Below are 15,411 nucleotides of genomic sequence, written 5' to 3' on the forward strand. Positions count from 1 at the left end.
TCACAGAAGGGGGCACCCTCGTATGGGCAAAGCCAGAAAGCCAATACAAATCGTGATACTATTTCTAATCCTTTTGCTCGGGGGTTATGCAATCGGTTCCTCCGTGTTCGGAGGGGATGGCAAACCCAAGGAAGGCGGGAGAGCGCCGGACTTTGAACTGCTTGGGCTGGACGGCGTGACCCATACGCTGGAGGAGTACAAAGGAAAGTCGGTTGTGCTTAACTTCTGGGGCTCCTGGTGTGCTCCTTGTGTGAAGGAGATGCCTGCCCTGCAGGCACAGTGGGAGAAGTGGAAAGACCAGGGAGTAGTGGTTGTAGGCGTTAATGTAGGCGAGGATCAGATGACAGTGGACAATTTCGTGAAGCTCGTGGATATTGATTTCCCAGTTGTGATGGATACGGGGCGTGATGCCGTCCGCAGTTACGGGGTTTCCCCGCTGCCTACCACCTTCTTCATTAATACGAAGGGCAAGGTGGACAGCATTCATATCGGCCAGTTGGATTTGAGCTCGCTTGACGAGCAAATCGGGAAGCTGGTGGGAGAATGAAGGAGCACATGCCGCTGATCAGCAATACCAAATGCGAATGCGGTCACCAGAATCCTGTGGGGACTGTTCTCTGTGAAGCCTGCGGCAAGCCGCTGGATGAGAAGGAATGGAATTCTTCAGAGAATCTGGAGATGCGTTACGATGGGGTAGCCCGCCGTTCACAGCGCGTAGGTCCCGGAGTGATCGACAGGGTCTGGAACTTTTTTTCCTCGGTCAAAATCGCCATCTATCTCATTGTGCTGACACTGCTGGGCGCTATGCTGGGTACGATTTTTCCGCAAGAGAGCACTTTTCTGAATATTGACGCTTCAACATATTATCAAGAAACGTACGGAACAGCCGGGAATATATATTATAGACTCGGCCTTTCGCATACCTATGAATCCTGGTGGTTTGTGACGCTGCTCGTAATGATCGGAGCTTCTCTGGTCATCTGCAGCCTGGACCGTGTGCTTCCGCTGTACAAGGCATTAACCCGGCAAAAGATCCGCAAGCACCGCCAGTTTCTGACCCGTCAGAAGCTGACGCTCGTAACGCAAGTGGAAGAGGAGCCGGAGGTGTGGGTGGCGCGCATCGTCCAGCCGCTCAGGAAGAAAGGTTACCGCGTCCGGACGGAGGGCGGCGCTTTATTGGCCGAGAAACACCGTTTCAGCCGCTGGGGACCTTATGTAATACATATCGGTCTGATTATTTTCTTGCTCGCCGTGCTGGCGAGAGGGCTTCCGGGACTGAATATGGACCAGCATCTTGCTTTTCCGCAAGGGGAGACCGTCAAAATACCGGACACCAGCCTCTACCTTAAGAATGAGAAGTTCACCGTAGAATTCTACACGGAAGAAGAGATGCCTGAGGAGTTCCGCGGAACCAAGGTGCTTCCCAAGCTCTACGAGACCCGGGCGGTTCTCTATGAATGTACTGCCGATTGCACGGACCCGTCTAAGGAGCCGCAGCTTACGGAAGTGGCCCGGCATGACATTCAGGTGAATTCACCGCTCAGCTACCAAGGATTGAAAGCGTATCAGTTTGATTATGACCTGACCCCTGTGCTGCGTTCTGTGCAGCCCGGGCTGACGAATTCGTCCACTGGCGAGATTTACGGCAAGTTTGAACTGGATATGAAGAATCCGCAGCGCAGCTTCCAGGCAGGTCCATATACGCTGGAGCTGAAAGAGAAATATATGGATTTCGGACTGAGCGATGAAGGCCAGCCGGTGTCCAAATCGCCGTATCCGAATGCCCCTGCATTCCTCTTCCTTATTAAAGGGCCGGAGCTTCCGGCCGGGGGGCAGCAGTATTTCTATTTTCCGAAGCAGATTGACAAGGAGCAATTCCAGCAGTCAGCCATCAACGACAAGCTCGGCGGCAGCGGGCGGTTTCTGGAGCTTGAGGTCGGCAGCATGAGTGATGTTGACTTCTCGGAATCCACCACCTATCTCAATGTGCGGGTCGACCGGGCAATGCCATTTGTCTGGGTTGGTGCGGGTATTATCATGCTGGGGCTGATACTCGGCTTCTACTGGCAGCATAGACGCATCTGGTTGACCGTCGACGGCGGGGAACTGGTGTTAGGAGGCCATACGAACAAGAACTGGTTCGGCTTCCGCCGTGAGATCGTTTCTATTCTCCAGAAGATAGACATGACAGTCGATGAAAAATCATTGGACAACGGAGGAGGCCTGGCATGAGCTTGCTCGATTTCAGCAGTGACGTCTTTATTGCCGCATTCTTTTTATACAGCGGAGCATTCATGTTGTTCACCATCGCCATTATGGGCCGCAGATGGTCCGGCAGGAAGCCGGAGGAGCATACCGCACGCTGGGGGAGAATCGCTTTTATCGCCTCCTCGCTCGGACTGCTGTGCCATCTGGCATACTTCATTACACGCTGGATGGGATCGGGGCATATTCCGGTAAGTAACATGTATGAGTTCATGACTTTTTTATCGATGATGGTAATGGTTGCATTTACTGTGATCTTTGCGATTTACCGCAAAATTATTCTCGGTGTCTTCGCGGTTCCGATCTCGATTATTGTGATGGCGTATGCAGCGGTATTTCCGCAGGAAGTACAGCCGCTGATCCCCTCGCTGAAATCCATCTACCTGAACATTCATGTTACGCTGGCAGCACTGGGGGAATCGTTCTTCGCTGTAGGCTTTGCCGCCGGGCTGATGTATCTCCTGCGGACGGTCGATTTCAACAGCAAGGAACGCAGTGACCGTAAGCAGCAGAGGCTTGTCGAATTTACTCTGTTCTCAATCATTGTTATAATTGGTTTTCTTGGATCTGTATTTGCATTCCGCGGTGCCGGCTATGAATCTGTTTTTGTCCGCACCAACGTTACGATTGACAGCCCCGGGCAGGGGGATAGTACAATAGAGAAAGTGAGTTATAAAATGCCACCCATTGTGGCACCTTACCATAGCGAAATTGAGAGCTTCCAGTCGTTTCTTGGCATAAAAGAACCGCTCTTCGAAGCTCCATCCTGGATGAATGGTGTCAATGCCGGGCGCAAGTTCAATACCGTTATCTGGTCACTGCTGTCCGGGCTGATTCTATATGGAATTCTCCGCCTGGCTGTCCGCAAACCGCTGGGTAAGGCGATTCATCCGGTACTCGACGGAATTGATGAGAATGACCTTGATGAAATAACGTACAGGGCGATCGCCATCGGTTTCCCGATCTTTACACTGGGGGCTTTGATTTTTGCAATGATATGGGCTCAAGTGGCCTGGGGCAGGTTCTGGGGATGGGACCCTAAGGAAGTGTGGGCACTCGTCACCTGGTTGTTCTACAGTGCTTATCTCCATTTGCGGCTGGCCCGCGGATGGCAGGGACGCAAGTCCGCTTGGCTCGCTGTACTCGGCTTTCTGATCGTAATGTTTACCCTGGTTGGCGTTAATCTTGTGATCGCCGGACTTCACTCTTATGCGGGGACAGACTGAGTAGACTATATTCTCTGGCACGCACAAGATTTAGGGTAACGTTCTACTGTATTTGATGAAGGGGTTGTTGTGTAAATGGCAGAGCACTTGAATAGAATTCTGGTGGTGGACGACGAAGAACGCATCCGCCGCCTGCTCAAAATGTATCTTGAAAAAGAAGGTTATGAAATTGACGAGGCAGAAGATGGAGAAATTGCTCTGCGCAAAGCAACAGCCAATGACTACGGTCTGATATTGCTGGATGTTATGCTGCCGGGCATCGACGGGATTGAAGTGCTGACCAGACTCAGAGGAGTCAAATCTACACCGGTCCTGATGCTTACTGCCAAGGGTGAAGAGATTAACCGGGTTCAAGGGTTTGAAATGGGCGCAGATGACTATGTCGTTAAGCCGTTTAGCCCGCGTGAAGTGATTTACCGGGTGAAGGCGATAATGCGCCGTTCTTCCGCAACTGCTTTTTTGTCCAAAGAGAGCAATTCAAGCAACAATATCGTGTTTCCTTTTCTTATTATTGAGCATGATGCACACCGCGTAACTGCCGGCGGCCAGGAGGTAAGTCTGACCCCTAAGGAATATGAGCTGCTGCATTATTTGGCGATCTCACCGGATAAGGTATTCTCGCGTGAGGAACTGCTCAAGGATGTGTGGAATTACGAGTTCTTCGGAGATCTGCGTACCGTGGATACCCATGTCAAGCGTCTTCGCGAGAAACTGAATAAGGTGTCCCCGGAATCGGCGGCTATGATCACTACCGTATGGGGAGTCGGCTATAAGCTTGAGGTGCCTAAATAAGTGAACTTCTGGAGAAGTCTTGTCGGTAAGCTGTGGATCACGATCATCTGTCTGGTTGCTGTCGTGCTCATTACGCTGGGGCTGTTTCTGTTACCCTACATCGACAGTAATTTCGCCAATTCCGGGGCGATCAAGCGTTTATTTATGTATACCTGTATGATCGGGTTTTCCTTAACGACATTCTTTGCCTTATTCCTGTTTACGAAGATTACCCAGCCGATGCAGCAGGTGATTGAGGCGGCCAATGATATCCGCCGCGGCGAATACGGGACGAGACTGACGCTGGTCACCAGCGATGAGATCGGCCAATTGGCGACATCCTTCAATCACATGGCAGAAGAGCTGGAAGAGAATATACGCAGTCTGAATAATGAAAAAGGGCATTTGTCCAGCGTCCTGCGCAGTATGAGCGATGCGGTGATCACCTTCGATATTGAGGGGCAGATTATCCTCACCAATCCGCATGGCCAGACGCTGCTGGAAACCTGGAGTGACCTTACCTGGGAGCAGGAAGAGGATAGCGGGCTGTATCCGCAGGCTGGACCTGCCCGTGATGTGCCTCCGCCGCTGCGGCCACTGTTCTTCAGTACGCTCAGCGTAGGAGGCGATCAACGCTCTAATATCCATGTCCGGCACGGTGTATGGTCTGTGCATATGGCACCCTTATATTCCGAGGATAATCTTCGCGGGGCGGTAGCGGTGCTGCGCGATGTGACGGAGGAAGTGCGGCTGGAGAAAATGCGCCGCGATTTCGTCGCCAATGTCTCGCATGAGATCCGCACACCACTCTCGATGATGCAAGGCTACAGCGAGGCGCTGCTGGATGGAATGGCCTCCTCCCCGGAGGAGAGCAGCGAGCTGGTCCAGGTGATCCACGACGAATCGCTCCGTATGGGCCGGCTGGTAAAGGATCTGCTCGATCTGGCCCGCATGGAAGCGGGGCATACGGATATGCTGAAGGCGCAAGTGGATGCAGGGGAACTGCTGGAACGGGTGTACCGCAAATTTTCGGTCAGAGCCAAGGAGCGGGATATTATTCTTGAGCTAAAGAGACCGGATACCGAATTGCTCCTTAAGGCTGCCGATGAAGACAAGCTGGAGCAGGTGCTCACCAATCTGCTCGACAATGCCTTCCGCCACACTCCGGCCGATAAACTGATATCCATTCGGGCGGATTCCACCGTGCTGGAAGGCCGGAGGATTCTGGAGATTGAGATCAGAGACCAAGGTGTTGGCATAACACCTGAGGATCTGCCGTATATCTTCGAGCGCTTTTACAAAGCCGACAAAGCACGTGTAAGGGGAGAATCGGGTGGAACCGGTCTGGGACTAGCGATTGTGAAGAACATCGTCGAGTCGCATCATGGGAGTATCCACGCCTCCAGCAAGCTTGGAGAAGGCACCGCTTTTACCCTGCGGCTTCCTGTCGAAAAACAGTAAATCCGGACAATGCATGACAGCGCCTCTGACAGCAGAGGTGCTTTTTGTTGAAACCACCACATTAATCTTGTTCAACGTGGAACATATCATAGAAGCTGAGGCTTGCAGGAGGCTGTGCATAATGATCTTATCCTTGGACCAAGGTACCACCAGTTCACGCGCGATCCTCTTTGATGAGGAGGCGGGAATGATCGCGCAAGGGCAGTATGAGATTAGACAATCCTTTCCCCGGCCGGGCTGGGTAGAGCATGATCCGGAGCAAATTTGGGAGAGTCAGCTTGCTGCGGCCAGAGACGCTATTGCGGCAAGCTCCGCCCCTGCTGATAATATTACGGCCATCGGCATTACCAATCAGCGCGAGACTGCACTGATCTGGGACAAGGCTACCGGAACGCCGGTCTATCCGGCGATCGTCTGGCAGGACCGCCGGACTGCGGAGCAGTGTGAGGCGCTTAAGGCACAGGGAATGGCCGGAGAGATCGCTGAGAAGACGGGTCTTGTCATCGATGCGTATTTCTCGGCAACGAAGCTGGCCTGGATTCTGGACCATGTGCCGGGGGCCAGAGAGCGGGCGGACCGGGGGGAGCTGCTGGCCGGAACCATAGACAGCTGGCTGATCTGGAAGCTTACAGGAGGCGCTGTGCATGCTACGGATGTTACCAATGCTTCACGTACCATGCTCTACAATTTGCATGAGCGTAAATGGGATGACGGCCTAATCGAAGCGCTGCGCATTCCGCCCTCGATTCTGCCTGAAGTGAGGATGTCAGGCGGGGACTTCGGAGCTGCAGACAAGCAGTGGTTCGGTGTAGACATCCCCATCCGTTCTGTGCTTGGGGACCAGCAGGCGGCATTGTTCGGTCATACCTGCCTGGAGGCAGGCAGCGCCAAGAACACCTACGGCACAGGCTGTTTCATTCTGATGAACACAGGCACTGAGGCAGTGACTTCGAGTCATGGCCTGTTGACCACGGTAGCCTGGGGCATGGGAGACGAACTCTATTATGCCCTTGAGGGCAGTGTGTTCGTGGCTGGAGCAGCGGTACAATGGCTGCAGGAGGGCTTGGGGCTGATCGTAGCTCCGGCCGACTCGGAAGAGAAGGCGAGTGAGGTGGAGGACAGTGAGGGGGTTGTGGTCGTGCCGGCCTTTACCGGCCTTGGTGCACCCTACTGGGATATGTATGCCAGGGGTGCCGTGTTCGGACTGACCCGGGGAACGACTGCCGGACATCTGGTCCGCGCAACGCTGGAGTCGCTGGCCTTTCAATCCCGCGATGTCATCGGGGCGATGGAAAAAGACGCAGGCATGCCGCTCAGCGGACTGAGAGTGGATGGAGGCGCCGTGCGTAATAATCTGCTGATGCAGTTCCAGGCGGACATTCTTGGGAGCGACGTAACCCGCACAACGTATGCGGAGACCACAGCGCTCGGCGCTGCGCTGCTGGCAGGACTCACCTCCGGCATATGGACCCGGGAGCAGCTGGAGAGCTTCAATAAGGCCGAGAAGGTATTCTCGCCGCAGATGGAGACGGAAGAGCGTGAGCGCCGTTACAACGCCTGGCAGGACGCGGTGTCCCGGACAATGGGCTGGGAGAAGCATGAAGGACAGAGGTAAGGAGAACAGCTGTTGATATGACAGGCTGCGCTTACCGAATGAATCGGATAAATTCACCTCAGGCAGGATGAACGCTGCAGGTTCTGTCTGGGGAGAGTCGAGCCCTGATGTATACATAAAGAAACAGCCCGCTGGCAGGAGTTCTGCTGCGGGCTGTTTGGATATTAACAAGAAACTATAAGTTCAACAGCTAAGATTAATACTCCATTACAAAAGCGACGTTCTGCCATCCGGCGCCTACTGTCCAGAACAGGACCTTATCTCCGCGTTCCAGCTGTCCGGTAGTCACTGCTTTGTGCAGGGCGATAAACGGGCTGCTGGTGGAGGTGTAGCCGAATTCATCCCCGATGTAGACGGCTGCATCAGCGTCAATTCCGGTTTTGCCGGAAACGGCCTTGATGTTCGGAAGTGACAACTGCGAGAAGCAGGCGGCCTTGATGGATTCAGGTGCGATTCCGTTATTGCTGAGCAGGGTGTTGATCGATTCTGAAGCAGCATCCACACAGATGGAATCATCGAACGGGATGAACTTCACATTGAATTCTCCGGCAGCCACACCTGTACGTCCGAGATTAGCTAAACCTTCCGCCGGGAACAGCGAGTTGCCGTAGACGCAGGTATCGGTCTGATAGATCGAATCGATGAAGCCTACCGAATTCTCGTCACGCTCCAGAATGAGCGCGGCAGCTGCATCGCCGAAGTTGGCGTAATATACCGGGTCATTCTTGTTCGCATGCGGGGCAACGTAGTCAGAACCGATGACAAGTGCACGGCGGATTCTCGGGTTCGCCATCATTTGACGGCTGACCTGTTCAACCGAAGCGGTCATTCCTGCACAGTTGGCATTACTGTCGATACAGATCGTATGCGATGCACCATTAATCAGGCGGTGAATCATCAATGAGTTCGTTGGGAAAATATATTCAGGAGTCTGGCTTGCATAAGCGATCAGGTCAATGTCTGCGCCGGTCAGGCCGGTCTTGTCCAGTACATTGCTTGCGGCTTCAAAAGCCATCGTCAGGGAGTTCTCATCCTTGCTGTCGATACTGTAGCGGTTTTCACGGCCAAGAGCAGCCAGCAGGCCACGGATATCAATTCCCTTCTCATCGAAGTGCTGAATGAAAAAGTCATTGCCGATGCTTTTGCTTGGATGATAGATATCAATGTCCTTAATGCGAATCCCTGCCATAGTAAACCTCCTAAAAGTTTTGTAGCCCGTAAGCATACACTTAGTTTCGTGAGCGAATCTTGCGTTTCAAACCGCTAATAATGGTTTAAAAATAAGTTAACTTAAGCTTGTACCGTGGATGTGATTTCCAGGTTTTCGAGTCCTGCTTTGCGGCCCAGACGCGCCAGCTGCATTTTGAGAATAGGGTTATTCTCAAGGGTAAGGCTCACTTTTTGGAAACCGTCTGCCTTGAACATGATGAAGCAGCCTTCGAGCAACGGCACAACATCAGGAGCGGTTACATTAAGCTTGCGGCAATCGATATCCAGTGCATATTCGGACGGGTTGATCGGATTGATGGTCTGCTGATAGGCTTGTATCGATTTAAGACCGTCCTCGTTCGAGAAGGTTCCTTCCAGATCGATGTTAATTACTTTCTTCGCAGTGTCCGTCTTCAAAATAAATTGTCCCATGTTCATCTCTCCCATAATTTTAATTGCATGATTATTCAGAGTGACCTGATGATTCATCATGTTAATATCCCGAAAAACTACGTTCCTACGACTAAATTCGACAAAGTAAACTTGGTTTTGGGATATTTTGCCTTCATTATAACCAGAACTTTCTTAAATACGCAATACAAAAGTCGAATGATGTAATATTATGCTATTAATTAACGAATTTCTTCCAGCGTCTCCAGCAGAACATTGAACGCCGAGATTACTCTGGGTGCGCCGATACAAGGTGTCAGGTGTAGCAGGATACCTTTGATTTGATCTACGGTCATCCCCACGCGGAGCGCCATTACATAGTGAACACCCAACTGCTCAAATTGTCCCATGGTGATCAAAGAAGAGATGACAGCAATTTCTTTCCAGTCAGAACCGATGGTGGTCCGCTGAAAAATATCACCGTATGCATTGCCCATGATATACTCGGCTAATTCGGGAAAATGCTCTTTAATAGGAGCTAGGGCTTTGGCCCCATAGTCCCCGGAAAGATTGGTGAAATGATCCAGTCCGCTGTCTACGTTCATATTCACTTGTTTGCCTCCTGATAGTAAGTTAGAGAATCTGTAAGATACAGCCTAGTTGAGATCCAGTGTACGGTGGGCCGTAGGAGGCACTTCGTCACGGTCGGTCAACAGCTCAATAACGGCTACGCGGTTAAGTTCAACTGCTTGGCTGATTGCAGACGCAAACTCCTCTTGCGTCTCCGCGCGGAAGCCGGTGGCTCCCAGGGACTCAGCAAACTTCACTGCATCCAGAGGGACTTCGAAAAGCGTTCCATCGATACGGCCGGTTGTTTTTTCCATACCCTTAAGTGCCATATCCAGCTGCATATTGTTCACAACAATGAAAATAACCGGGATATTCTTGCAAACCGCTGTGTTAATTTCAGTTCCGAGCATCATGAAACAGCCGTCACCGGTAATGCAGAAGACCGTCTCTTCCGGCGAAGCAGCCTTGGCACCGATGGCCATGCCGATTGAATTCCCCATGCAGGCGAAGTAGGCATCAAATACAAAGCTCCCCGGTTTCTTCACGTTGAACCATTTGACCGCATTGAAGCCGTGGCTGCCGTCATCAACAAACACGCTGCTGTTGTATGGAATCAAATCGCTCATCGTGCTCATTACCGAAGCCAGCGAGAGCTTGGACAGCACAGGCAGTTCTTCAGTATAGTGATTGGAGATCTCTATTTCACGTCTGGTTATGGTGGACGGATCAATCTTGCTGAGATACAGCTCCAAGTTGTCACGCAAATCGCCGCCGACGGAAAGGGTACGGGAAGTCAATATTTTACCGACAAAGGTTGGATCCACATCAAACTGGATCAGCTGTTCCGGATGATTCTCCCTCTTAAGATTGCATATGGTCATATCGCTCAGACGCGAACCAAGCACGATAAACAGATCACTGTTGTTCAACATCTCATCCCCGTGCGTACATCCGCCAACGCCCACAGGACCGTGATAGAGCGGGTGATCCGCAGCAATGGCTCCTTTACCACCGGGAGAGGTTACTACAGGTATGTTGAAGGTCTCGGCCAATTGAACCAGTTCCTTGTGCGCACCGGAGCGGTTAACCCCTTTACCCGCAATGATCAGAGGTCTGCTGGAAGCATTGATCGCTGAAATGACCCGTTCGTAGTTGGCGTAGCTGACGAGCCTTTCCCGCTGCGGAAGGACAATCCGGCATTCTTCAAGGCGCTCGGTCTGAACATCAAACGGAATACATAAATGAACAGGTCCTTTCTTGTCACCAAGGGCGATAGACAGGGCATGATTGAAAATCGTACCGAAATGGTCGCCGCGTTCAACTAGCTTGCTGAAAAGAGTGGCCGGTCTGAACATGTCCGCCAAATCGGCGAGATAGGATGTGGAATCCTGACACTGGGGAATCCCCAGCTCTTTAATGGATTGATGACCGGTAATGAAGAGCACCGGGAGATTGTTGGCTTTGGCGTGTGCTGCTGCGGTTAGCAGGTTCGTTCCGCCTGGACCGGAGGTGCCGAAGGCTACCCCGAGACTGCCTGTTTTCAGTGCATAGCCGCCTGCTGCGAAGCCGGAGCTGGACTCATGCCGGCCGGGAATAAACTCAATGCCACAGTCAACAAGTTTGAGAGCTATAGGACAAATGGACTTGCCAATAATACCAAAAGAATGTGTTACCCCAAGATCGCGTAATGCTTCCGCCATATAATCTGCAACTGTCTTCAGAACATCCACCCCACAAGTTGTTTTTTGATTGTATGCTAGCAATAGAAAACCTGTACTCGAAATAGGAGCACAGGCCTGTTGCACGAATCACTATTACTGAACGCGGATTCCCGGACGTTCATAGTTTTTCAGCAACCTGGCTGTCATGATCTCACCGGATAAGTGAGACTGTAGATCCATGGCTTTGCGTCATTCCCTTTCGGTGAATTTTGCCTCATATGTTGTTATCAATACAGCGAAGGATAATTTTCCTTTACAATATATTCCTCGCTCGCCTTTTGTCAATAAGCCCTTTGCAGCAAAACGCGAAATTTGGCGAATATTCAGATGTAATAGGAGATGAAATATTAGATATTCAAACTTTTGAAAATGGATGCGTCTGGAAGACCAAAGTCTTATAATGCAAATGCAGAAAAAGAGCAGAATTTAATCAGCATAAGCCATAAGCCTCATAACATTAGAGGAACCTCATGAAACCATTCATATGTATTAGAATTATAGGCTGGGAGAACCCGGGAATAGGTCTTAAGAAATGGGTAATTGAAATTTAAAATAATGTTAGTTTATTAGTAATAAAGAATTAGCAGTAAAGAAGTGCAAAGGCGTTTTTTTAGGGTTATGCACTATTTTAACACTTTGTGAATATTACATTACAATCTTCTTTTTTCATGCCAAAAAGAGACCATTCCCGCAGACTGCTCTGCGGAAAAGGTCTCTTTGGGCTGCTGCTAGAATTTGAAAATATGGATTGTTTTTTGCAGCTGGAAGACAGATTGTGTCATTTTCTCGGTCTCTTCCGCTACGGACTGCAGGGCATGAATTTGTTCGTTCATCGCTGCGGATACCTCCTCGGTACCTGCTGCCGTCTCCTGGGTAATAGCCGAGATATTCTCGATCGCCCCGGAGATCTTGAGCGCACTCTCCAGCATCAGATCACTCTCTGCGGAGAAGGAGGAGATCTGCTCGGTTATGTATTGGACACTATGTACGATCTGCGCGAAAATATGTGCGGTTTCCGTAATCATCTCGTTCTGCACCTGAACAACCTCTTCATTAATAGCGATGTTATCGATAGCCTGCTTGATATCGGCCTCGATGCTGCGGACCAGCCCGAATACTTCCTTGGTGGAGGCGGTTGATTCTTCGGCAAGCTTGCGCACCTCCTGGGCTACAACTGCGAAACCGCGTCCGTGCTCGCCTGCGCGTGCAGCTTCAATCGAGGCGTTAAGCGACAAAAGATTGGTCTGTTCGGCAATTTCCGTGATGGTCTTGGTAATCATGGTAATTCCGCGGGCATTCTGTGAGAGCGCTTCGATCGTATCTGCTACTTTTTGTGTAGCCTGGATATTCTTCCGCATGCCTTCGGCTTGAGTGTCCACGGACTGGCGTCCCTTTTCAACCAGCTCCAGCGTATGGGTAGAGCGTTTATTCATTTCCTTGGTAGAGTTCGTATAATTGGAGACTTTGGTTTCGATATCTTTGATCGATTCCGTCATGTCGGCAATATCCACCGAGATTTCATTCGCACCCAGGGCAAGTTCGTTGGAAGAGGAGGCTACTTGTGCCATTACGATCTTCAGGTTCTGGTTCTTGTCCTCAATACCCCGGCTGGCATCCATAACCTGGCGGGTAAGCTGTGAAACGTCGGTTAAGATCTTCTTCAATTTATCGATCATAGTGTTGAAGGAGCGGCTGATGTCGCCCATTGATCCGTTCTCGTCTGCACGGCTGGTGAAGTCGCCTTTGGCGATCGTATGCGTCACATTGGAGATATCCTCAAATGAAGATGTAAGCGTTCTCTCAATGAAGCGCGCAAGCGGGTAGGTCAGTGCAGCCAATACCGCAATTAGAATAATACCGATAATCACCTTTCCCATTGCAATGAGCGTAATTAACACAGGGACAGCGAATAAAGCGGCAACCAGGTAACATCCGGCAACGATTCTTTGTTTTAACGGCAGCTTGTTCATCCAGTCCATAGACTATAGTTCCCCCTAGAAATAAATATTGTGCATTGTAATATTATAGGGGATTAAAGCGTAATCGGTCTATTGTAAGAACTGACATAAAACTTCTTTCCGGGCTGCTCCAAAAAAGTATGTTTACACATTGTCTTCATATAATGCAGCCGCTTCCCGCAGAGTGGCGGCAACATTGTCTGCAAGCTCCGCCGGAGCGGTAACTCTAATGCCCGGGCTTAGGGATAAGATGATCCGGCAGGCAGACTCCGGCGTATTGAATTCGGCTTCGACTGAGTGCCAGCCGGGTGAGGCTGAATGCTCCTGGAATAGTACGGAAACATAACGTTCTTGTTTAAGATCCTTCATTATATTGTCCTTCACGAGCAGCTTGGCAGGATAGCGGGGCAATGCAGATTTGAATGCCATGGTAGAAGCTTCCCAGTATTGCGCCAGATTGAAATCTTGAGGTCTGCTAAAATATTCATCCGTGACTTCAGCACTACTTATTCTGGATACCCGGTAGGTCCGCATTTCACCGCCTGTTTCGGCCACGGTATACCAGACACCACGTTTAGCTACGAGTCCAAAGGGTGAAATCAGCCGCTCTGATCTCTCCTCCCCGCGCATGTAACTGATTTTCACTTTACGGTCTTCCCATATAGCCTCCTGTAATGCAGTTAGACTGGGATAGGTTTCACCCGACGGATGCCAGCCCGCGCCATCAATATGAATACGCTCATTAAGAAGACTGAAGGCAGCAGCGGGCTGTCTTGCACCAGCAGCCTGCAGCTTACGGACAGCGGAAGAGAACTCCTCCTGAATCCCCAGTGCCTGCAGAATTGCCGGGTCTGCCGGCAGCAGCAGTGCACCAATCTCTTTGGGGTTCATACCTGTCAGGGAGGTCCGGTAACCCTCAGCCAGCCTCCAGCCTCCCTCACGGCCGCGTTCTGCCAGCACGGGAATGCCGGAGATGCTCAGTGACTCCATATCCCGGAAGATGGTCCGTTCGGAAACCTCCAGCGTTTGTGCCAGCTCGCGGGAGCTTATTTTACCGCGGCTTTGCAGCAGCAGCAGAATGGATAATAAACGGTCTGCTCTCATGGATGAAGGCCTCCTGGTTATAATGAAATTTTTCCCGATTATTCAAGAACGGCAAAGCCGTTTCCGCTTAAGCAGAACATATTTTAAGTTTATCATATATATATGTCAGTTGATGTCATATATAAGAGTTAATATTAATAAAGAGAGCCGGTTGGTGCAAGATAGCTTCTAGATAACTTCATGATCATCTGATGAAAGCTGAGAGGAGCGGATATAATGACAGATTTACAGGGGAAAGTTGCATTAGTTACAGGCGGGAGCAGGGGAGCGGGCAGAGGCATTGCCCTGGAGCTGGCCCGGGCAGGAGCGTATGTGTATTTTACGGGAAGAAACGCCGGTTCAATGCAGGAAGGGGGCGAACGGACACTTGCCGGTGTACTCAGTGAGATTCACAGCTTCGGCGGAGAAGGCGCGTATATCCGCTGTGACCACACCAATGACGCGGAGACGGAAGCTGTGATCCGGCAGATTGCCGCGGAGCAGGGCAAGCTTGATATTCTGGTCAATAATGTCTGGGGAGGCAATAATCTTCCGATTGAGAACAAGCCCTTCTGGGAGCTCCCGGCCGCTCATTGGGACCATATGTTTAATGCCGGAGTCAGGGCGCAGCTCATGACTAACTATTATGCTATTCCGCTGTTGCGCAGTGAAGGTGCAGGTGCTGGAACCGGGAAGCTAATCATTCATACCACCTTCTGGGACCAGTATAAATATGTAGGGAACTTCTATTATGATCTGTCCAAAAATGCGCTTGTGCGCATGGCCTACGGATTGTCCCTTGAGCTGGCTGCGGATGGGATCGCTGTGATTCCCTTATCGCCTGGCTGGATGCGTACAGAACTGGTGCTGGAGAGCATGAAGACGGATGAAGAGCACTGGCAGGAGGTAGAGGAGCTGCAGGCCAGTGAGTCTACAGCGTACATCGGCCGGGCTGCCGTGGCGCTCGCTGCTGATCCTGAGGTGATGCAGCTGACAGGCAGACCCCAGCAGGTGGGGAGTCTGGCGGAGAAATATGGGTATACAGACACAGACGGGCGGCGGGTCCCGGTATTTAACATTCCGGAGTAGCCCGTAAGCCGGAGGATGCAAAAACACTCTTTTGAAATGCCGGCACGGGCCGG

Annotated in this window: 13 protein-coding genes and 1 riboswitch; of the genes, 7 read left to right on the plus strand and 6 right to left on the minus strand. The window is 51.1% G+C overall.

The annotated features are described in order from the left end of the window. Window positions 1-22 precede the first annotated feature (22 nt). The 6 genes from resA (at window position 23) to glpK (ending at window position 7,338) form a co-directional block, all read left to right on the plus strand. Window positions 23-547: a thiol-disulfide oxidoreductase ResA gene (gene resA, locus QW71_RS18530; RefSeq protein WP_039301718.1), complete on the plus strand. Its 525-nt coding sequence runs from the start codon at window positions 23-25 to the stop codon at window positions 545-547. Then, window positions 544-2,232: a cytochrome c biogenesis protein ResB gene (locus QW71_RS18535; protein ID WP_039301721.1), complete on the plus strand. Its 1,689-nt coding sequence runs from the start codon at window positions 544-546 to the stop codon at window positions 2,230-2,232. The genes resA and QW71_RS18535 overlap by 4 nt, the downstream gene beginning before the upstream one ends. Then, complete coding sequence (gene ccsA, locus QW71_RS18540) at window positions 2,229-3,491, plus strand: cytochrome c biogenesis protein CcsA (protein ID WP_039301723.1); 1,263 nt, start codon at window positions 2,229-2,231, stop codon at window positions 3,489-3,491. The genes QW71_RS18535 and ccsA overlap by 4 nt, the downstream gene beginning before the upstream one ends. Before the next feature lie 75 nt (window positions 3,492-3,566). Then, on the plus strand, window positions 3,567-4,283 hold the full coding sequence (locus tag QW71_RS18545; protein WP_039301726.1) for a response regulator transcription factor: 717 nt from the start codon (window positions 3,567-3,569) through the stop codon (window positions 4,281-4,283). Continuing rightward, window positions 4,284-5,723 carry an ATP-binding protein gene (locus tag QW71_RS18550; RefSeq protein ID WP_039301729.1) on the plus strand — a complete coding sequence of 480 codons (1,440 nt, stop codon included), beginning with the start codon at window positions 4,284-4,286 and terminating at the stop codon, window positions 5,721-5,723. 121 nt (window positions 5,724-5,844) lie between these two features. Continuing rightward, on the plus strand, window positions 5,845-7,338 hold the full coding sequence (gene glpK / locus QW71_RS18555; protein ID WP_039301731.1) for a glycerol kinase GlpK: 1,494 nt from the start codon (window positions 5,845-5,847) through the stop codon (window positions 7,336-7,338). A 196-nt stretch (window positions 7,339-7,534) separates the two neighbouring features. Here the strand turns inward: glpK and QW71_RS18560 are convergent, their stop codons facing one another. The 6 genes from QW71_RS18560 to QW71_RS18585 all read right to left on the minus strand — a co-directional run bounded on the left by QW71_RS18560 (window position 7,535) and on the right by QW71_RS18585 (window position 14,290). Beyond that, complete coding sequence (locus tag QW71_RS18560) at window positions 7,535-8,527, minus strand: 3-oxoacyl-[acyl-carrier-protein] synthase III C-terminal domain-containing protein (RefSeq protein ID WP_039301734.1); 993 nt, start codon at window positions 8,525-8,527, stop codon at window positions 7,535-7,537. A 101-nt stretch (window positions 8,528-8,628) separates the two neighbouring features. Beyond that, the gene (locus QW71_RS18565) at window positions 8,629-8,979 is read right to left on the minus strand and encodes a hypothetical protein (RefSeq protein WP_039301872.1); all 351 of its coding nucleotides are present in this window, start codon (window positions 8,977-8,979) and stop codon (window positions 8,629-8,631) included. A gap of 200 nt (window positions 8,980-9,179) precedes the next feature. Continuing rightward, window positions 9,180-9,542, minus strand: a complete 363-nt coding sequence (locus tag QW71_RS18570) for a carboxymuconolactone decarboxylase family protein (protein ID WP_039301873.1) — start codon at window positions 9,540-9,542, stop codon at window positions 9,180-9,182. Between the two features lie 51 nt (window positions 9,543-9,593). Further along, a complete protein-coding gene (locus QW71_RS18575) occupies window positions 9,594-11,207 on the minus strand; it encodes a thiamine pyrophosphate-binding protein (RefSeq protein WP_235441496.1) in 1,614 nt (537 codons plus the stop codon). 148 nt (window positions 11,208-11,355) lie between these two features. Continuing rightward, a riboswitch (cyclic di-GMP riboswitch) is annotated at window positions 11,356-11,452 on the minus strand. A 504-nt stretch (window positions 11,453-11,956) separates the two neighbouring features. Further along, window positions 11,957-13,207, minus strand: coding sequence for a methyl-accepting chemotaxis protein (locus tag QW71_RS18580; RefSeq protein WP_039301736.1), 1,251 nt, complete (start codon window positions 13,205-13,207; stop codon window positions 11,957-11,959). A 123-nt stretch (window positions 13,208-13,330) separates the two neighbouring features. Then, entirely contained in the window at window positions 13,331-14,290 is a 960-nt protein-coding gene (locus tag QW71_RS18585; protein WP_039301739.1) for a YafY family protein, read from the minus strand. Window positions 14,291-14,506: 216 nt separating this feature from the next. Here QW71_RS18585 and QW71_RS18590 point away from each other — a divergent pair, with 216 nt between their 5' ends. Next, the gene (locus QW71_RS18590; RefSeq protein ID WP_039301742.1) at window positions 14,507-15,358 is read left to right on the plus strand and encodes an SDR family NAD(P)-dependent oxidoreductase; all 852 of its coding nucleotides are present in this window, start codon (window positions 14,507-14,509) and stop codon (window positions 15,356-15,358) included. The last annotated feature ends 53 nt before the right edge of the window (window positions 15,359-15,411 follow it).

This window comes from Paenibacillus sp. IHB B 3415 (assembly GCF_000802655.2).
Classification (GTDB): domain Bacteria; phylum Bacillota; class Bacilli; order Paenibacillales; family Paenibacillaceae; genus Paenibacillus_AQ; species Paenibacillus_AQ phytohabitans.